Raw genomic sequence first — 17,990 nt, 5'->3', positions numbered from 1 at the left:
TACTTCGTGTCCACTCGACGCCGTCTCGGACGACGGTTGATCCAGCTGTACGCCGGGCTCGTGCTCTACGGCGCGAGTTCCGCCCTGCTCGTCGAAGCGGACCTGGGCCTGGAGCCCTGGAACGTGCTGCACCAGGGCCTCGCCGAGCTCACCGGGCTGACCATCGGTGTGGTGTCGATCATCGTGGGAGCGGCGGTGCTGCTGCTGTGGATCCCGCTGCGCCAGCGCCCCGGGCTCGGCACGGTCTCGAACGTCTTCGTCATCGGCCTCGCCATGGACGGCACGCTGGCCCTCGTCCCGGACGCACACTCCCTCGCCGTGCGCGTTCCGCTGCTGCTCGCGGGGATCACGCTGAACGGCGTGGCCACCGGCCTCTACATCGCGGCACGCTTCGGTCCGGGTCCCCGTGACGGCCTGATGACCGGGCTGCACCGGCGCACCGGCCGCTCCGTCCGGCTCATGCGGACCGGGATCGAGGTCGCGGTGGTGGTCACCGGGTTCCTGCTGGGCGGCACCATCGGCGTCGGCACCGTGCTGTACGCGGCGTCCATCGGGCCACTGGCGCAGTTGTTCCTGCGGGTGTTCGCCGTCCCGGCGGCATCGGACGGCAGTACGGTCGTTGCCGCCGCGACACCGGAGGGGGCCATACTGCCTGGGTGACCCTCCCGACACCGGCCATACGCCATCCCTACCTCGACCATCCCGGCCCGATCGCCTTCGCCCACCGCGGCGGGGCCGCCGACGGGCTGGAGAACACCGCGCTGCAGTTCCGGCGCGCCGTCGAGATGGGATACCGCTACATCGAGACCGACGTGCACGCCACGGCCGACGGCCGGCTCGTCGCCTTCCACGACTCGACGCTGGACCGGGTCACGGACGGTGCGGGGCGCATCGCGGACCTGCCGTGGGAAGACGTACGGCACGCGCGCGTGGCCGGCCGGGAACCGGTGCCGCTGTTCGAGGAGCTGCTGGAGACCTTCCCCGAGGTCCGCTGGAACGTCGACATCAAGGCGGAGCCGGCCCTGCGCCCCTTCCTGGAGCTGATCGAGCGCACCGGCGCCTGGGACCGGGTCTGCGTGGGCTCGTTCTCCGAGGCCCGCGTGCTGCGTGCGCAGCGGCTGGCCGGGCCGAAGCTGGCCACCTCGTTCGGCACCCGGGGGGTGCTGAACCTGCGGCTGCGCTCCTGGGGTCTGCCGGCCGCCGTGCGCCGGTCCGCCGTCGCCGCGCAGGTGCCCGAGGCCCAGTCGGGCGTCCCGGTGGTCGACCACCGGTTCGTCCGCGCAGCCCACGCGCGCGGGCTGCAGGTGCACGTGTGGACGATCAACGAACCCGCGCGCATGCACCGGCTCCTGGACCTGGGAGTCGATGGCATCATGACCGATCACATCGACACGTTGCGCAAGGTCATGGAGGAGCGCGGCGCCTGGGTCTGACCACCCGGCCGCCCGGCCCGGGCCTTCGCACTTGGGCAGTTGAGCGGGGAAGCGAGGGCACGGGTGAGCACGGACACCGTGCGGAGGGACGCTGCGGACGACACCGCCGGCCTCCGGCGCGAGCAGCGCGGCTGGTACTTCTACGACTGGGCCTGCTCGGTCTATTCGACGAGCGTGGTGACGGTCTTCCTGGGGCCCTATCTCACCGCGGTCGCCGAGCGGGCCGCGGACGCCGACGGCTATGTGCATCCGCTGGGCGTCCCGGTCCGGGCGGGCTCCTTCTTCGCCTACTCGGTGTCCCTGTCGGTGATCCTCGCGGTCGTGGTGATGCCGCTCGTGGGCAGCGTGGCCGACCGCACCGGCCGCAAGAAGCCGCTGCTCGCGGCCGCGGCGTACACCGGGGCAGCCGCCACCACGGGCATGTTCTTCCTGGACGGCGACCGGTACCTGCTCGGCGGGGCGCTGCTGGTGGTGGCCAACGCGGCGCAGTCCGTCGGGATGATGCTCTACAACTCCTATCTGCCGCAGATCGCCCCGCCCGAGGAGCGCGACGCGGTCTCCTCACGGGGCTGGGCCTTCGGCTACGCCGCGGGTTCCACGGTCCTGGTCGCCAACCTCGTCCTGTACTCGGCGCACGGCTCCTTCGGCCTGACCGAGACGGCCGCCGTCCGCGTCTGCCTGGCCTCGGCGGGCCTGTGGTGGGGCGCCTTCACGCTCGTACCGCTGCGCAGGCTGCGCGACCGGCACACGCGCGTGGAGCGCGCCTCGGCACCCGGGCTCCGGCAGCTGACGGCGACGGTCCGGGACATGCGGCGGCACCCGCTGACGCTCGCCTTCCTGCTGGCGTACCTCATCTACAACGACGGCATCCAGACGGTGATCACCCAGGCCTCCGTCTACGGCTCGCAGGAACTGGGACTCTCCCAGTCGACGCTCATCGTGGCCGTGCTGCTGGTGCAGGTGCTGGCCGTGGCCGGGGCACTGGCGATGGGACGGCTGGCGCGGACGTACGGTGCCCAGCGGACGGTTCTGGGCTCGCTGGTGGCGTGGACGGTCACCCTGGCGGCCGGATACTTCCTGCCCGCGAAGGCACCGGTGTTCTTCTTCGTGCTGGCCGCCGGGATCGGGCTGGTCCTCGGCGGCAGCCAGGCGCTGTCCCGGTCGCTGTTCTCGCATCTCGTGCCGCCCGGCAAGGAGGCCGAGTACTTCTCGGCGTACGAACTGAGCGACCGCGGGATGAGCTGGCTCGGGCCGCTGCTGTTCGGCATGACCTACCAGCTGACCGGAAGCTATCGGTCCGCGATCATCTCGCTGGTGGCCTTCTTCGTCATCGGCTTCGTGCTGCTGGCGCGCGTCCCGGTGCGGCGGGCGATCGGCGAGGCGGGCAACCCGGTTCCGGAGAAGATTTAGCACCGATTTAGCGTTCAACGCGAAAGGGCGGTAGTGTACGCCTTTGGCCTGCCAGGCGTACCGTTACTGCGCGTCAAAGATGCCGAAACGCTGGGTGACATCTGCTAGCAGATGTGACAAACCGGGCGCCGGTGGGTAGAACAAGGGGCGGCTACGACGGCGACGCATGACCCGGAACGGGACACGGAACGGGAATCTTTACCGCCGACCGGACGTTGACCGGATGACGACGACAGCGACACCTGTCCTGTGGGCGACAAGCCCGGGAGGCACGATTCATGAGTGAGCGAGCTCTTCGCGGTACGCGCCTCGTAGTGACCAGCTACGAGACGGACCGCGGTATCGACCTGGCCCCGCGCCAGGCCGTGGAGTACGCATGCGAGAAGGGGCACCGGTTCGAGATGCCCTTCTCGGTCGAGGCGGAGATCCCGCCGGAGTGGGAGTGCAAGGTCTGCGGAGCCCAGGCACTCCTCGTCGACGGCGACGGCCCTGAAGAGAAGAAGGCCAAGCCCGCGCGTACCCACTGGGACATGCTGATGGAGCGGCGCACCCGTGAGGAGCTCGAAGAGGTCCTCGAGGAGCGCCTGGCTGTTCTGCGCTCGGGGGCGATGAACATCGCCGTTCACCCTCGGGACAGCCGTAAGTCCGCATAACGCGCATACGAAAACCGCGGGCGCCGTACGTGAGGTCGACGTACGGCGCCCGCGGTTGTGCTGTGCCCGGGAGCGGGCGGGTTCACCGCGTCAGCGGCGGCCACTGCTCCCCGGGCTCGGGCCGGTCCTCACGGACTACCTCGCCCTGCACCACCTTGCCGTCGGGACGGTGCATACGGGCCTGCTGGAAGGCGTCGCCGAGGCTGCCCGGGGTCGCCGTGCGCAGCCTCTTGTCCAGGGCGTTCTCCGCGTACCGGCTCACGGCCTTCTGCACCGGCGGCAGCAGCAGGAGCAGGCCGGCCGCGTCGGAGACCACTCCCGGGATCATCAGCAGCAGACCGCCGAGCATCATCAGGCCGTTGCCGCCGCCGCGCTCCGGCGAGCCGCCCCGCTGCAGCGCCTCGTTCAGGCTCTGGAAGGCGCGGCGGCCGGCCCGTTTGATGACCACGGAGCCGGTCACGAGACCCGCCACGAGCAGCAGGAACACGGCGAGCCCTCCCGCCGCGCCGGCGACCAGGGTCAGCAGCCAGATCTCCAGCACCAGCCACGCGGCGATGCCCAGCGGCAGATATCTGCGCAGCCGCGAGCGCCGGGGCCGGGCGGTGTACGGAGAGGTCGGAGCGCCAGTCGTCATGCCCCCAGTGTGCCTGGCGGCTGCTCAGCGCGGGATAAGGGGATGTCCGGCCGCCGCCGACGGATGTCCGGCCGCCGCCGGCGGGGACTACTTGCCCCGCTTGTTCTTGCCGGTGAGCTTGGCGACCCGCTCTTCGGCACCCCAGGCGGTGACCCGCCACAGCGCCTCGATGAGGATGTTCTTGCTCATCTTGGAGTCGCCGAGTTCCCGCTCGACGAAGGTGATCGGCACCTCGACCACGTGGTAGCCGGCCTTGACCGCGCGACGGGCCAGGTCGACCTGGAAGCAGTAGCCCTGTGAGGCGACCTCCTCCAGGCCCAGACCCTGCAGGGTCTCGCGGCGGAAGGCGCGGTATCCACCGGTGATGTCGCGCAGCGGCAGGTCGAGGGCGAGCCGGGAGTAGAGGCTGCCGCCGCGGGAGATGAACTCGCGGGACTTGGGCCAGTTCACCACGCGGCCGCCGGGCACCCAGCGGGAGCCGAGCACCAGGTCGGCGCTCTTGAGGGCGGTCAGCAGGCGGGGCAGCTCCTCGGGCTGGTGGGAGCCGTCGGCGTCCATCTCGATCAGCACGCCGTAGTCGTGCTCCAGGCCCCAGCGGAAGCCCGCGAGGTAGGCGGCGCCCAGGCCCTCCTTGCCCTTGCGGTGCATCACCTGGACGTGCTCGTCCTCGGCCGCCAGCTCGTCGGCGAGCTTGCCGGTGCCGTCCGGGCTGTTGTCGTCCGCGATCAGCACGTGCGCGTCGGGGACGGCCTTGCGCACCCGGCCGACGATGGTCTTGATGTTCTCCGCCTCGTTGTAGGTCGGAATGATCACCAAGGCCGTGCCGAGCGGACCGAACTGCCTCCCCTGAGCCTTGGCCGCGCGGGTCCCGTCGCCGTCGTTCACTGCTGCCCCTTCTGGTCGTACGCAGGCGTCCACCATAGTGGCCGCCGCCTGGTATGACGTCCCGACTCCTGCCATTGGTGGTGTCGATTCCACAAGAGTGGGGTAAGAATGCGTTTTTCGGCACCTTCACGGCACGCCGGGGCCGCTCTCCCACCACGACGGATGGGGGCCCGGCGCCCTTCGGGCCGACCTGGGACCCGCTGGCTGCGGATCGACCGAAAGCCGTTGTCTACTGAGCGCACGGGCCCCACCCGGGTCACACCTTGCCGACCGGCCGGAACGTTCCCTCGGCGGCGCGGGCGCTGAGCCTGGCTCCCAAGCGACGGTGCCCCGGTGCGGCACACCGTCCCTGACCCAGCAGCGCTGCGACGAGTGGGGCGAACGTTCCCCGGTCGGGCGTCCGGTGGTGGACTCGGCCGAACCTACCGGCCCCCGGCCGTCGACTGTCAACAGCCCTCTGGCCTGCGACAACGGCACGGATGGCGCAAGTTCCGGGGAGGATGCGCAGGTCGGGCGGCAAAGCGGCGGCGAGCGATCGCCGCCGCGCCACCCCCGTAGATCACTCGCCCGGCCGTACGAACACCGTCCGTCCGCCCACCACGGTGCGCAGGCAGACCGGCAGGTCACGGCCGGGGGTGAGGTCCGGCAGGCCGGGCGTGCCGGAGCGCGGGTCCGTCGACCAGCGGGCCACCCGGTCGTCCGGGGCCTGGACGACCAGCTCGTCGGTGCGCCAGACCGCGTAGTCGGCGGGTGCGCCCGGCACCAGGACGCCGGCCTCGTCCCGGCCCACGGCCCGCCAGCCGCCGCGCGTGTGCGCCGTGAAGGCGGCCCGGACGGAGACCCGGTGCTCGGGCGTGTGATGGAACGCGGCGGCGCGGACGGTGCCCCACGGGTCGAGCGGGGTGACCGGGCTGTCGGAGCCGAAGGCGAGGGGCACACCGGCGCGCAGCAGGGCCGCGAAGGGGTTGAGGGTGCGGGCCCGCTCGGCGCCCAGCCGACGGGCGTACATGCCGTCCGCACCGCCCCACAGCGCGTCGAAGCCGGGCTGCACAGAGGCGATCAGGCCCAGCTCGGCGAAGCCGGCGACGGTCTCGGGGGTCAGCATCTCGGCGTGCTCGACGCGATGCCGTGCGGCGCGGATCCGGGCGAGGCCGAGCTTCTCCGCCGCGGCGCGCACTCCCTCCACCACGGCCGTCACGGCGGCGTCGCCGATGGCGTGGAAGCCGGCCTGCAGGCCCGCCTCGGTGCAGGCGACGACATGGGCGGCGACGGCCGTGGCGTCCAGATAGGCGGTGCCGGTGTGACCGGCGTCGGCGTACGGCTCGTGCAGACAGGCGGTGTGCGAGCCGAGGGCGCCGTCGGCGAAGAGGTCGCCCGCCGCCCCCACGGCGCCGAGGTCCCGTGCCCTCTCGACGTTCTGTTCGGCCCAGTAGCCGACGACCCGGGGGCCCGGCACCTCGGCGGCGAGCTTCAGCAGGCCGGTGAAGTCGTCCTCGGAGGAGATCCGCGGGCCGCCGCACTCGTGCACCGAGCCGATCCCGACGGAGGCCGCCCGGGCGAGCGCGGTGCGCTGGGCCTCGGCGCGCTGGGCCGGGGTGATCGCGGCGAGGGCGGCCTCGCGTACGGCGTGGTGGGCGTCGGCGGTCAAGGGTCCGTCCACCGGCGCCAGAGCGGGCACGAGGTCGAACAGCGCCGTGGTGACGACCGCCGAGTGCACGTCGATGCGGGAGAGGTACAGCGGGCGCCCACCGGTGGCCGCGTCGAGTTCGGCGCGGGTCGGCGGGCGGCCGCCGGGCCAGCGGGCGGCGTCCCAGCCGTGGCCGAGCAGGACGCGGTCGTCCGGGCGGGCGGCGGCGAAGTCGCGGACCAGGGCGAGGGCCGCGTCCAGGGTGGCGGCGCCGGACAGGTCCAGGCCGGTCAGGGCCAGGCCGGTGGCCGTGGTGTGCACATGGGCATCGGTGAAGGCCGGGGTCACCAGGGCGCCGTCGAGGTCGATCACCTCGTCCACGCCGTCGGCGAAGGCATCGGCGGCACCCTCCGAGCCGACCCAGGCGACGTGGCCGCGCTCCACCACCATCGCCGTGGCGAAGGGGTCCGCGGGGCTGTGCACCTCTCCTCGGCGCAGGAGGACGGTCTCGGGGGGCTGGGGGTCGGCGGTGCGGTCGCTCATAGCGGACAGTTTCCCCTGCCGCCGGGGAGGCGCTGCACCTGGGGCGTGCCGAAAGGCAGTGATCAGATCCGCGGCGGCCGTGCCTCGTACGGCGTCGACAGGACCACCGTGGTCCGCGTCGAGACGCCCGCCAGGCTCCGCAGCCTCGCCAGCAGCTCTTCCAGCTCGTGCGGTGTCGCCACCCGCACCTTGAGGATGTAGTTCTCGTCGCCGGCGACGCTGTGGCAGGCCTCGATCTCGGGGACGCCGGCGAGGCGGTCCGAGATGTCGTCGGGGGCGCTGGGGTCGAACGGTTTCACCGAGATGAACGCGGTGAGCGGCAGCCCGACGGCCTCGGGGTCGACGACCGCGGCATAACCGCGGATGACGCCACGCTGTTCCAGCCGGCGCACCCGCTGGTGCACGGCGGACGTGGACAGGCCTGTGGCCTTGCCCAGGTCGGTGTAGCTCATCCGCCCGTCCTTGACGAGCAGCTGCACGATCTGTCGGTCCAGCTCCTCCATGGCGTCAGAACCTACAGTGCGCTTGATCTCCTCGGATAGCCGAGAGCGCAGGTCATGGCCGGTTCGATACAAAAAGCAGCGCATAAGGCCCGCAGTGGGCACCTGCACACGGCATGTGACGAAGGCCACACACACCGAACGGGCTCCGTGACGTTCTCGTGATTACCGCCGAGGGCGGACGGGAAGTGCTTGCTGTGGTCGAGGCCGCAGCGCCGTAACGGCCCAGCCTTAGGGGGAGAATCCCATGCAGAGTGTCCATCGCCCTGGTCGATCCGCGTCCAAGCGGCAGCAGCCGGTCGTCGAGCCCGAGCCGGAGGGCGTCGAACCCGACGCCCTCGACGACGATCTGGACGCCTACGACACCTTCGAGATGTACCGGGTGATCTGCCCGGACTGCGCCCAGCCGATCGCGCTGCTGGCGGACGAGCAGGTGCTGCCCGAGCACGCGCTGTGCGCCTCGCCGTGGAACCCGTTCGGGCTCACGGTCTGTGCGGGCACGGGGCGTTCGGCCGCCGACGCCCGCCCCGCGGACGAGTCCGTCGCGCCGCAGGAGCAGGACACCGCCCTGCTGCTGACGCTCCCCCAGGGGCTGGACTGGCGCACGCAGCCCTTCTCGCACGTCGGCGGTCCGGGCTCGCGCCCGATGCGCGTGCCGGCGATGCGACGCCAGGCCGCCTGAGCCGCCTCACCGCATCCAGTAGGTGCCTCGCACCATGGCGCGCAGGCTGTCGTGGTGCAGGATCAGTGTGTCCGGGTCCGCCGGGACGGCGACCTCCCTGAAGTACGCCTGCCGGTAGGCGATGCGCAGCATGACGATCGCGTGCCGCAGGGCGGCGTAGAGGGTGTGGAAGTCCATGTCCCGCGGGGTGTGGCCGGTCAGGCGGGCGTAGCGGGCCTCGACGCGGTCCCGTCGCAGGAAGTCCGGCAGTCCGTGCTGTCCGGAGGCGACCGTGAGGTCGTGGAAGAAGCGGTGCAGATAGATCATCCAGCCGAGGTCGACCTCGCGCGGGGCGAGTGCCGCCATCTCCCAGTCCAGGACGGCGGCAGGGTGGAAACCGTCGTAGACGATGTTTCCGATGCGTGCGTCACCCCAGCTGAGGACGGGTTCGCCCACCGCGCGCGGCCACAGTTCCTCCAACCGGTCGAAGGCTGCCTCGATGAGGGGTGAGCGCGGCAGGCCGTCGATCACCCAGGCGTAGTAGGCGCGTTGGGCGGTCACATGCCGGCGCAGTGCGTCGCCCGGGCCGGGCGGGGTGAGGAACTGCGCCTCGGCGAGCGGCACTTGGTCGTGCAGACGGGCCAGCAGTCCGACCGTCGCGGCCTCCAGGTGCTCGCGCTCGGCGTCGCTCGCCCCGTGCAGCCAACTTCCCTCGTAGGTGTACGGCATGACGTCCGGCGGCACCCGGCCGGCGACCCGCTCCATGACGAAGAACGGCGCCCCGAGCGGGCCCGGGTCCTCCTCCAGCCACAGCACTCGGGGTACCGGCACGTCCGTGTGCTCGGCCACCAGGCGCAGGGTGCGGTACTGGCGGGCCATGTCGTACTCGGGGAAGACGGTGTACGCCGCCGGATCCGCCGCGAGCCGCAACGCGCAGGCCCGGCAAGGAGCTTCGGGGTGCTCCAGGTCGAACAGCAGGGTCTCGCTGGACATGCCGTTGGAGGCGGGGACGGTGACGCCGGTCGCCTTGGCGCCGGGCAGCCGGGTGCCGAGCCAGTCGGTGAGGCGCCGGGTGAGTTCCTCGCGATCGCGGGTGGTGGTACGGGGACGCGGTGCCGTGGCCATGCGGGCTCCTCCCTCAGGGCGACCGGTGTCTCAGGGTGCGACCGAGTCGAAGCCGGTGAAGCCGCTCGGGTCGTGCCGGCCGAACGAGCCGTGCTCGAAGATGCCGTAGCCGGTCCGCCCGTCGAACCGGAAGCGGGCGGAGTGGTCGGTGACGCCGTAGGCGGCGAGCGGGTGGGGCAGACTCATGTCGTAGGCGCGCCGGTCGGTCCAGCCGGGCCCCCGCCAGGTGCCGTGCTGCCAGTCGTCCGCCGGCGGATAGCCCGCGCCGAGGGCGAGCGGCGAGGAGGCCAGGATCTCGACGTCAAGTCTCCGCGCCTTTCGTGCGTCGCCCAGATGGATGACCGCCCGTTCCGGGTCGCGGGTGCCGGAGCGGTAGCCGATCTCGGACTGCGGCCACCCCAGCTGGCGGTCGCGCCGGCCGGGGCGGACCAGGGTCGCGTCGTTCAGGGTGCGGTGGCCGTCGGCGTCCTCCTGGGTGATGACCATCAGGAAGCGGTCGTCGAAGCGGACCGGGCACCAGATCCAGTGGAAGCCCTCGGTGGGGTGGTCCGCGGCGAGCCGCCCGCCGTCCTCGCCGGGGATCGGCCGCACGCCCCAGCTGCGGTCCCGGGTTCCGGTCCAGCCGTCCGCGGTGACTCGGAACTCCTCGCCGCCGGCCCGGATCACGCCCTCCGCGGTGCCGGCCTGGACGAAGCGGCGGCCCTCCAGGGTGAGCCGGTCGCCCCGGCGCTGGAGGTGGTGCGGCTCCCAGAGGGCGGGGAAGGCGGCCGTCCAGGTGAGGTCGTACGACAGTTGCTCGTCCGCGCAGATCAGCCGCAGCTCCTGCAGCGGCCGGGGGACCTCGATGCGCAGCGGGCCGACGGCGAGCCGCATCCGGTCCTCTCCCAGGGCGCCCGAGGCGCGGACGGCGTGCAGGGTGTCCCCGGTGCGCAGGGTGGCGTAGGCGTCGATCACACCGAGGTTGGGGTAGACGCCGAGGCCGAGGATGAGCAGGGCACGGCCGGCGTGGTCGAAGACGTGGAAGATGCAGCGGTCGTAGGCGTTCCGGTCGCCGGTCGCCACGTGCTTCATGGACAGCGGCACCTGGTGCACCGGGTACTCGTCGAGCGGTACGGGACGGTCGTCGGCCACGGACACCCCCTCAGCGATGGTCGGCTGACGGTACGTCAGACAACCTGAGGAGGCCAGAGCGGGGACGGGACGTGCCTGAACTGACGCTCGATTCCGCCGGGCGGTGACCTGTCCGGCCGCTGCCGCGTTGCCCGGGTATGACCCCCATGCACTCGGCCGCCGGGCGTCAGCGCCGCGTCTTCGTCCCGCGCCCGGCAGAATCGGTTCCGCCGCCGCCGGCGCCGCAGGACCCGCCCATCTACCGCGATCTCATGCGGACCTGGGCCGACCGGGGCCGGACCCTGCCGGGCCGCCACGATCCGGAGTGGATCAGGCTGGCGGCCCCGACGGTCCGCACGGGACAGTTCAGCGGGCTTCGGGTCCCGCCACGTGACGGGCGATGACCATCCGCTGGATCTGGTTGGTGCCCTCGACGATCTGCAGGACCTTGGCCTCGCGCATATAGCGCTCGGCCGGGAAGTCGGCGGTGTAGCCGTACCCGCCGAGTATCTGCACGGCGTCCGTGGTCACCTTCATGGCCGCGTCGGTGCAGTGCAGCTTCGCCATGGCGGCCTGCTTGGCGAACGGCTTGCCGGCGTCGCGCAGCCGGGCCGCCGCGAGGTAGAGCGCGCGGCCGGCCTCGATCTGGGTGGCCATGTCGGCGATCATGAAGCGCAGGCCCTGGAAGTCGGCGACGGGGCGGCCGAACTGCCGGCGCTCGGTGGCGTAGCGCACCGCTTCGTCCAGTGCGGCCTGGGCGAGGCCGATGGCGCAGGCGGCGATGCCGAGCCGCCCGGAGTCCAGGGCGGCCAGGGCGATGAAGAAGCCCTGGCCCTTCTCGCCGATCCGCCGGTCGTCACCGACCCGGACGCCGTCGAGGTGGACCTGCGCGGTGGGTGAGCCCTTCATGCCCATCTTCTTCTCGGGCACCGCCGCGCTCAGGCCCGGCGCGTCCCCGGGGACCAGGAACGCGGTGATCCCGCGCGGGCCCTCCTCACCGGTGCGGGCCATCACGGTGTAGAAGTCGGCCATGCCGCCGTGCGTGATCCAGGCCTTGGTCCCGTTGATCACCCATTGGTCGCCGTCACGGACGGCCTTCGTGCGCAGCGAGGCCGCGTCGGAGCCGGAGGACGGCTCGGACAGGCAGTACGCGCCGAGCAGGCCGCCGCCGAGCATGGCGGGCAGATGCTCGACCTGCTGCTGCTTGGTGCCGTAGGTGGCGAGCGCGTAGGAGGCGAGCGTGTGCACGCTGACGCCGAGCCCCACGGTGAGCCGGGCCGCGGCGAGCTCCTCCAGGACCTGGAGGTAGACCTCGTAGGGCTGGTCGCCGCCGCCGTACTCGGAGTCGTACGGCAGGCCGAGCAGGCCCGATGCGGACAGCAGGGTGAAGACCTCGCGCGGGAAGCGCCCCGCGTCCTCCTCCTCTGCCGCCTTCGGCGCGATCTCGCGCTGGGCGATGTCCCGGACGAGGGCGAGCAGATCGCGCGCCTCCTCCGTCGGCAGCTGACGCTCCACCGGCTGCGGGTCGCGGTCGGACATGGCGTCGGTCTCCTCCCTGGTCGGGCACCGGCGGTACGGCCCGTCGGGTGGGGGCGGCTCCGCCTGGTCGTTCCGTGATGGCCGATGGCGCCCGCTCCCGGGTCTCGGAAGCGGCTGACCAGCGGCTGTGCGCTGTGAGTATGCCCGATCAGCGACCTCCCGTCACCAGTTAACGACCGCTTACTCCAAGAATCCAGCCGGAACGTTACGCACCGGCGGAACCGCCGTCGGGATTGGTCCGAACCATTGACTCAGTGGTCTAGTCCTCCTACTGTGCATGACCAACGCTTTACCGCGTTCATGCCAATCGGCGCGCGTTCCCCTCTCCCCCACGAGGAGACACCCGAATGCACACTCCCCACCGCTCGCGGCTGCGGGCGTTCGTCGCGACCGCGTGTACCGCCGTCCTCGGCGCCGGACTGCTCGCCGGCGCGGGCACCGCGACCGCGGCAGCCCCGGCCGCAGCGCATGTCAAGGCCGGTTCGAAGGTCGTCGGCTACTTCACCGAATGGGGTACCTACGACCGCAAGTACTACGTCAGGAACATCGAGACCTCGGGGTCGGCGGCCAGGCTGACCCACATCAACTACGCCTTCGGCAACGTCACCGGCGGCAAGTGCGCCATGGGCGACTCCTACGCGGCCACCGACCGCGCCTACACCGCCGCCGAGTCGGTGGACGGCGTCGCCGACACCTGGGACCAGCCGCTGCGCGGCAACTTCAACCAGCTGCTGAAGCTGAAGAAGAAGCACCCGGGACTGAAGATCCTGTGGTCCTTCGGCGGCTGGACCTGGTCGAGCGGCTTCGGCGAGGCCGCGAAGAACCCCGCCGCCTTCGCCCAGTCCTGCTACGACCTGGTGAAGAACTCCAAGTGGGCCGGGCTGTTCGACGGCATCGACATCGACTGGGAGTACCCGAACGCCTGCGGCAACACCTGCGACACCAGTGGCCGGGAGGCGTTCAAGAACGTCATCGCGGCCCTGCGGTCGAAGTTCGGCAGCGGTGCGCTGGTCACGGCGGCGATCACCGCGGACGCCTCCGGCGGCGGCAAGATCGACGCGGCGGACTACGCGGGCGCCGCGCATTACGTCGACTGGTTCAACCCGATGACGTACGACTACTTCGGCGCCTGGGACGCGACCGGCCCCACCGCCCCGCACTCCCCGCTGACCTCCTACTCGGGCATCCCGAAGGCCGGCTACGACACCTCCGCGACCATCGCCAAGCTCAAGGGCCTCGGCATCCCGGCGGCCAAGCTGCTGCTCGGCATCGGCTTCTACGGCCGCGGCTGGACCGGGGTCACGCAGGCGGCCCCCGGCGGGACGGCGAGCGGACCGGCGGCGGGGACGTACGAGCAGGGCATCGACGACTACAAGGTGCTCAAGACCAAGTGCCCGGCGACCGGCACCGTGGGCGGCACGGCCTACGCCAAGTGCGGCAGTGACTGGTGGAGTTACGACACCCCGGCGACCATCGCCACCAAGATGACGTACAAGAACCAGCAGGGCCTCGGCGGCACCTTCTTCTGGGAGCTGAGCGGCGACACCGCGAACGGTGAGCTGATCAAGGCCATCCACTAGACCCTGGTCAAGGGGACCCGGGAGCGGAGGACCACGAGCCTCCGCTCCCCCGGTGCGTCAGGTGTCGCGGCGGGCGGGCGGCGGGGCCGGGTAGGCCGGGTCCAGCTCCTCGACGGCGCGCAGGGCTCCGCCGAGCGTCTTCACCAGCAGCTCGCGCATGGTGCCGCGGGACAGCTCGGGGCGGTCGATCCAGTCCAGCGTCGCGCCCTCGACGCTGCACACCCAGGCGAGCAGTCCCATCCGGGCGAGCGGCGCGATGTCGCTGCGGCCGTAGGCCCCTTCGGCGATGGTGGCGATGATCGCCTCGCGGACGCCGTCCCGGACGGCGTGCACCTCGGCGTCGAAGCCGACACCGCCGCTGACGATGGTGCGATAGGCGGCCTGGTGGTTCTCGGCATAGCGCAGATAGCCGTCGATGGTGCGGTGGACCCGGTCCACGGCGGGGATCTCGAGGCCCTCCGCGGCGAAGGTGACCAGGTCGGCGACGGAGTCCTTGATGATCGCCAGGTAGTAGCCGCGCTTGGACTGGAAGTAGTAGTAGATCAGCCCCTTGGCGACATGCGCCTGACGGGCGATGTCGTCCATGGACAGCGCGTCGTAGGACGTGTCGGCGAACAGCTTCCGCCCGATGGCGATGAGTTCGGCGCGACGGGCCAGCGAGCGCTCGGTACCGCGCATCCGGGGCCGGACGGCGGCACGCTGAGGCGGCATAGTCAATTTCGACCCTGTTCCAGGCGGTCGGCGGGACCTCCGCAGTATGTCAGAACATGCCGCACACGTGAGCGGGTCGATGCAGAGCGGGCCTGGGGGCCCGGGCGTCAGAGCAGGCCGAGCTGGGTCACGAACATCGCGACGACGGCCACCAGGACCCAGCCCATGACGTGCTCGAGGATCTTCGGGCCGTCCTCGCGGGGGCCTCCGGTGCGGGCGCGGGTGGCGGTGGCCCGGTGTGCGGTCATATCCATGGGGCCACCTTGCCACCCGCGACGGCCTGTGCGGCGATGAGCTTGCTCACAGGGTCAGTGCACACCCACCGCCGCGAGCGCCTTGACCTGGCGCGGGCTCGGGTGGGCCGGGAAGTAGAGGTAGCACACTCCCCCGGTGCCGGAGGCGACCTTTCCGGAGGCGTTGTACCGCTTGGTGCGCAGCCAGATGTTCTCGAACTCCCGGCGCAGATAGACCCGTCGTACCGCGCCGTCGCCCGGCGAGGCCGGGTCGTTGGCGATCACGTCGCCGTCCGCGGTGAAGCCGATCACGGTCATCAGGTGACCGGAGGTGCCGTAACCGGCGCCGGTCAGCTCCTTCTGCAGGAACGACTGGGACGTTATGGCCGGGATGCCGGCCGCGATCAGCGTCTCCAGGTCGGTGAGCGAGGCGAGCCGCGTGACGACGCCCTGCAGGCCCTCGAACGTGGCCGCGTACGCGGCGTTGAACGGCCAGTTGCCGCAGCCCTCGTACTGGGAGTCGTAGGTGAAGCGGGCGGCGTTGTCCACCTGCGGGTCGGCGTACGTCGGGTCGACCCAGGACAGCTGCTCGGGGGTGAGCCGGCCGCCCCAGTACTCGATGATCATCTGCGAGGAGGTGGGACTGCACCAGGCCTCGCCGCCGCCGTCGTACTGCGGGTACTGGCCCTTGTGGATCTCCTGCGAGTAGCGCGGGACGGCCAGTTCCTGGGCGAGGCCCGGGGTGGAGGCGGGGACGGTGAAGCGGTCGGGGATGTCGGATCCCATGGCGCCCAGCCGCCACACGGTCGGCGTCAGGTGTGTCCCCGGCCTGCGGTAGAGGGTGAGGCGCAGCCGGTACGACGTCAGGCGCAGGCCGGTGCTCGCGTCGTCGATGGCGAAGGTGTCGGTCCAGATGGTGCTCTTGCCGTCGGTCTGGCCGTCCACCGAGGTCCGCTTGATGTCCTGGTCCCCGGCCGCCCAGCGGCCCATCACGTACCACGGGGTCCCGGTACCGTCGGAGTACGTGCCCTGGAGTTCCACCTGGAGCCAGGTGCCGTCGGGGGTGTGGGCGTTCCAGGAGGACACGACCTCGGTGGCGGGGACGGTGAGCCGGTGGACCGGGGAGGTCCAGGTGGCGTAGTCCCAGGTGGCGGTCGTGCCGGTGTGCGGGTCGGTGTAGTCGGTGCGGCCGGCCGGGGCCCCGATCACGACTCCGGGGCGGGCGCCCGCGACGGCCCGGACGCCCTGGGCGGCGCCGAGGCGCCACTCGCGGTACGTGGTCCAGGCGTGGTAGTCGATCGGGCGGGCCGGCGCCTGGCCGGGGTCGGCGGTGTCGGTGGTCGGTCGCTGCGCGGCGGCGGCAGCGGGGGCCGTCCCGCCGGCCACCGCCACGGCGACGGCTGCGGTGAGGACGGTTCTGCGGGACGGCTGCTGGGCTCTGCTCATGGGCGCGATTACCCCCAGGTGTCCGATGATCGGGTGCGGTTGGTGCGCCAACTATGGAGCAGGAAACATGGTGCTGCCAGCACTTCTGCGCATGCGGCGCGATGAATATTGGTCTGGTCCACTGGCGGGGGGACCGGGAGGTGGGCGTGCGGCCCTCGAGGAGCCGCGCGACAGCGGTCGGCGCCCCGAAGGGACGCGGGGAACTGCGCGACCGGCCCACCACCGGCCGGCGGCCGCACGGCTCCCCGCAATCACCCGAGCTGGATGCCTCTCACCGTGGTGCTCGGCGTCAGACGAGATCCATCGCGGCGACCTCGTCGGGACGGCCGTAGCTGATCGGCCCCTGGAAGCGGCGGCGGGCGGTGGCGAACCACCACACCGTGGCCACGACCAGCACGACGGCGAGCGCGATCGGTGCGTAGTTGAAGGAGTCGACGGTGATCGGCGAGACCTGCGGCAGCATGAAGAGCACGCTGCTGAGCACGATCCAGATCACCGCGAGCCAGCCGACCGGCCGGCCCCAGCGGCCCAGGTGCCAGGGCCCCGGCTGGAACTCGCCGCCGAGCCGCAGCCGCAGGAAGATCGGCACGGCGTAGGCGAGGAAGAGGCCGACCACGTTGACACTGACGATCGCGGTGAACGCGGTGTGGGACCACCAGCCCGGCACGACCAGGGCCACTGAGCAGGCCACCGCGAGCCACACCGCCTTCACGGGCGTACGGGTGCGCGGCGAGACCGAGTGCCACCAGCGGGAGCCGGGCATCGCGCCGTCCCGGGAGAAGGCGAAGATCTGCCGGGTGTTGCTGGTGAGGTTGGCGAGACCGCAGAAGAGCATCGCGCCGATGACGATGAGAAGCATCACCTCGGCGGTGCGCAGGCCGAGGCCGTCGATGAGGATCTGGACGGGCGGCGCGGCCGCGCCGGCCACCTTCTGGTAGTCGCCGATGCTGTAGACCAGCGCCAGCATGAGGATGAGACCGGTGATCGCCGAATAGCCGATGGCGCGGGTGATCCCCTTGGGCGCGCTGACCGTCGCGTGGACCGTTTCCTCGGACATGTGGAAGCTGCCGTCGAACCCGGTGAACGTCCAGCTGGTGACCAGCAGACCGAGCATGCCGCCGTAAAGTCCGTTCGTGAAGCCGGTGTTGTTCTCGAAATGCGTCACGAAGGACGCCGACTGATGGTGATCGGGCATCACTATCAGTGCGCCCACGATCACGACGAGTCCGATCAGCAGCCACCACACGGAAATGCGGTTCAGTACGGCGACGAGCTGCACGGTGTAGGTGTTGGCGAGGCCCTGCACGACGATGATCAGAGCGGTGATCAGGACCGTCTGGTGCGTGGTCGGCTGGTAGGAGGGCCACTGCAGCTGCACGAAGACCTGGATGAAGGTGGCGGCCGCATAGCCGGTGGCGGCGGTGCCGCCGATCTGGCCCACGAAGTTCAGCCAGCCGGTGAACCAGGACCAGGCACCCTTGTGCCGCTTTGCGAGTTTACCGGCGGAGAAATACAGGGCACCGCTCGTCGGATAGGCGGAGGCGACTTCCGCCATGGCCGCGCCGATGAGCAGCACCATGACGCAGACCCCGATCCAGCCGAACACGAGAATGCGCGGGCCGCCCGCGTTCATTCCGAATCCGAAGGACGAGAAAATACCCGAGAGGATATTGATGATGGTGAAGGAGATCGCGAAATTGTCGAACGCCTGGAAACGCCGGGTGAGTTTCCGCGGATAGCCCATCGCGTGCAGGGTCGCGTCGTCGTCGAGCACGACCGCGTCCTCACCCGCGCGGGCCTTCGCCCGGGACGTCGATGTCCGTTCCGACACAGTTCGGCCTTTCTCTGAGTGAATCCGAATGAATCCGAATGAATCCGAGTGATCCGAGTGACGGGGCAG

General features: G+C 71.2%; 17 protein-coding genes. 6 read left to right on the top strand and 11 right to left on the bottom strand.

All coding sequences use genetic code 11. From position 1 onward, the window contains the following. The first annotated feature begins 6 nt into the window (after positions 1-6). The 4 genes from SRB17_RS36035 (at position 7) to SRB17_RS36020 (ending at position 3,496) form a co-directional block, all read left to right on the top strand. A complete protein-coding gene (locus SRB17_RS36035; RefSeq protein ID WP_323376844.1) occupies positions 7-660 on the top strand; it encodes a hypothetical protein in 654 nt (217 codons plus the stop codon). After that, positions 657-1,433 carry a glycerophosphodiester phosphodiesterase gene (locus tag SRB17_RS36030; protein WP_323376842.1) on the top strand — a complete coding sequence of 259 codons (777 nt, stop codon included), beginning with the start codon at positions 657-659 and terminating at the stop codon, positions 1,431-1,433. The genes SRB17_RS36035 and SRB17_RS36030 overlap by 4 nt, the downstream gene beginning before the upstream one ends. Before the next feature lie 63 nt (positions 1,434-1,496). Further along, positions 1,497-2,843: an MFS transporter gene (locus SRB17_RS36025; RefSeq protein ID WP_323376841.1), complete on the top strand. Its 1,347-nt coding sequence runs from the start codon at positions 1,497-1,499 to the stop codon at positions 2,841-2,843. Between the two features lie 278 nt (positions 2,844-3,121). Further along, positions 3,122-3,496, top strand: coding sequence for an RNA polymerase-binding protein RbpA (locus tag SRB17_RS36020; protein WP_003977404.1), 375 nt, complete (start codon positions 3,122-3,124; stop codon positions 3,494-3,496). An 82-nt stretch (positions 3,497-3,578) separates the two neighbouring features. Here SRB17_RS36020 and fxsA read toward each other — a convergent pair whose 3' ends face one another. From fxsA to SRB17_RS36000, 4 genes are all read right to left on the bottom strand, one after another. After that, positions 3,579-4,130 carry an FxsA family membrane protein gene (gene fxsA, locus SRB17_RS36015; RefSeq protein ID WP_153544799.1) on the bottom strand — a complete coding sequence of 184 codons (552 nt, stop codon included), beginning with the start codon at positions 4,128-4,130 and terminating at the stop codon, positions 3,579-3,581. An 87-nt stretch (positions 4,131-4,217) separates the two neighbouring features. Continuing rightward, positions 4,218-5,015 carry a polyprenol monophosphomannose synthase gene (locus SRB17_RS36010; protein WP_323376837.1) on the bottom strand — a complete coding sequence of 266 codons (798 nt, stop codon included), beginning with the start codon at positions 5,013-5,015 and terminating at the stop codon, positions 4,218-4,220. Positions 5,016-5,574: 559 nt separating this feature from the next. Beyond that, entirely contained in the window at positions 5,575-7,185 is a 1,611-nt protein-coding gene (locus tag SRB17_RS36005) for an amidohydrolase (RefSeq protein WP_153544795.1), read from the bottom strand. A gap of 62 nt (positions 7,186-7,247) precedes the next feature. Further along, positions 7,248-7,688, bottom strand: coding sequence for an Lrp/AsnC family transcriptional regulator (locus SRB17_RS36000; protein WP_069782031.1), 441 nt, complete (start codon positions 7,686-7,688; stop codon positions 7,248-7,250). A 244-nt stretch (positions 7,689-7,932) separates the two neighbouring features. Between SRB17_RS36000 and SRB17_RS35995 the strand changes: the two genes are divergently transcribed. Beyond that, entirely contained in the window at positions 7,933-8,367 is a 435-nt protein-coding gene (locus SRB17_RS35995) for a hypothetical protein (RefSeq protein ID WP_153544793.1), read from the top strand. A 6-nt stretch (positions 8,368-8,373) separates the two neighbouring features. On the opposite strand, the gene SRB17_RS35990 is transcribed toward SRB17_RS35995, so the two are convergent. The 3 genes from SRB17_RS35990 to SRB17_RS35980 all read right to left on the bottom strand — a co-directional run bounded on the left by SRB17_RS35990 (position 8,374) and on the right by SRB17_RS35980 (position 12,120). After that, positions 8,374-9,471, bottom strand: a complete 1,098-nt coding sequence (locus tag SRB17_RS35990) for a phosphotransferase family protein (RefSeq protein WP_153544791.1) — start codon at positions 9,469-9,471, stop codon at positions 8,374-8,376. 30 nt (positions 9,472-9,501) lie between these two features. After that, positions 9,502-10,602 (bottom strand): hypothetical protein, encoded by a 1,101-nt coding sequence (locus SRB17_RS35985; RefSeq protein WP_323376835.1) that lies wholly within the window; start codon positions 10,600-10,602, stop codon positions 9,502-9,504. A 345-nt stretch (positions 10,603-10,947) separates the two neighbouring features. After that, on the bottom strand, positions 10,948-12,120 hold the full coding sequence (locus SRB17_RS35980; protein ID WP_153544789.1) for an acyl-CoA dehydrogenase family protein: 1,173 nt from the start codon (positions 12,118-12,120) through the stop codon (positions 10,948-10,950). Positions 12,121-12,467: 347 nt separating this feature from the next. On the opposite strand from SRB17_RS35980, the gene SRB17_RS35975 reads away from it, so the two are divergent. Then, entirely contained in the window at positions 12,468-13,700 is a 1,233-nt protein-coding gene (locus SRB17_RS35975) for a glycoside hydrolase family 18 protein (RefSeq protein ID WP_153544787.1), read from the top strand. A gap of 57 nt (positions 13,701-13,757) precedes the next feature. Here SRB17_RS35975 and SRB17_RS35970 read toward each other — a convergent pair whose 3' ends face one another. The 4 genes from SRB17_RS35970 to SRB17_RS35955 form a co-directional block, all read right to left on the bottom strand. After that, the gene (locus SRB17_RS35970) at positions 13,758-14,411 is read right to left on the bottom strand and encodes a TetR/AcrR family transcriptional regulator (protein ID WP_153544785.1); all 654 of its coding nucleotides are present in this window, start codon (positions 14,409-14,411) and stop codon (positions 13,758-13,760) included. A 107-nt stretch (positions 14,412-14,518) separates the two neighbouring features. Further along, positions 14,519-14,665, bottom strand: coding sequence for an SCO1431 family membrane protein (locus SRB17_RS35965; protein WP_153544783.1), 147 nt, complete (start codon positions 14,663-14,665; stop codon positions 14,519-14,521). A gap of 54 nt (positions 14,666-14,719) precedes the next feature. Next, on the bottom strand, positions 14,720-16,090 hold the full coding sequence (locus tag SRB17_RS35960; RefSeq protein WP_153544781.1) for a peptidase C39 family protein: 1,371 nt from the start codon (positions 16,088-16,090) through the stop codon (positions 14,720-14,722). A 289-nt stretch (positions 16,091-16,379) separates the two neighbouring features. Beyond that, positions 16,380-17,921, bottom strand: coding sequence for an amino acid permease (locus SRB17_RS35955; protein WP_323376834.1), 1,542 nt, complete (start codon positions 17,919-17,921; stop codon positions 16,380-16,382). Positions 17,922-17,990: the final 69 nt, after the last annotated feature.

The sequence above is a fragment of the Streptomyces sp. RB17 genome (genome assembly GCF_009604455.1).
In the GTDB taxonomy this organism is placed as follows: Bacteria; Actinomycetota; Actinomycetes; order Streptomycetales; family Streptomycetaceae; genus Streptomyces.
The sequence above is the reverse complement of the archived record's forward strand: the minus strand, read 5'-3'. Positions and strand labels throughout refer to the sequence as shown.

Excerpts from the sequence above, each read along its gene's own strand:
- SRB17_RS35995 (WP_153544793.1), top strand. The coding sequence starts at position 7,933 with ATGCAGAGTGTCCATCGCCCTGGTCGATCCGCGTCCAAGCGGCAGCAG.
- SRB17_RS35990 (WP_153544791.1), bottom strand. The coding sequence starts at position 9,471 with ATGGCCACGGCACCGCGTCCCCGTACCACCACCCGCGATCGCGAGGAA.
- SRB17_RS35960 (WP_153544781.1), bottom strand. The coding sequence starts at position 16,090 with ATGAGCAGAGCCCAGCAGCCGTCCCGCAGAACCGTCCTCACCGCAGCC.
- SRB17_RS35975 (WP_153544787.1), top strand. The coding sequence starts at position 12,468 with ATGCACACTCCCCACCGCTCGCGGCTGCGGGCGTTCGTCGCGACCGCG.
- SRB17_RS35980 (WP_153544789.1), bottom strand. The coding sequence starts at position 12,120 with ATGTCCGACCGCGACCCGCAGCCGGTGGAGCGTCAGCTGCCGACGGAG.
- fxsA (WP_153544799.1), bottom strand. The coding sequence starts at position 4,130 with ATGACGACTGGCGCTCCGACCTCTCCGTACACCGCCCGGCCCCGGCGC.
- SRB17_RS35970 (WP_153544785.1), bottom strand. The coding sequence starts at position 14,411 with ATGCCGCCTCAGCGTGCCGCCGTCCGGCCCCGGATGCGCGGTACCGAG.
- SRB17_RS35965 (WP_153544783.1), bottom strand. The coding sequence starts at position 14,665 with ATGGATATGACCGCACACCGGGCCACCGCCACCCGCGCCCGCACCGGA.
- SRB17_RS36000 (WP_069782031.1), bottom strand. The coding sequence starts at position 7,688 with ATGGAGGAGCTGGACCGACAGATCGTGCAGCTGCTCGTCAAGGACGGG.
- SRB17_RS36020 (WP_003977404.1), top strand. The coding sequence starts at position 3,122 with ATGAGTGAGCGAGCTCTTCGCGGTACGCGCCTCGTAGTGACCAGCTAC.
- SRB17_RS36005 (WP_153544795.1), bottom strand. The coding sequence starts at position 7,185 with ATGAGCGACCGCACCGCCGACCCCCAGCCCCCCGAGACCGTCCTCCTG.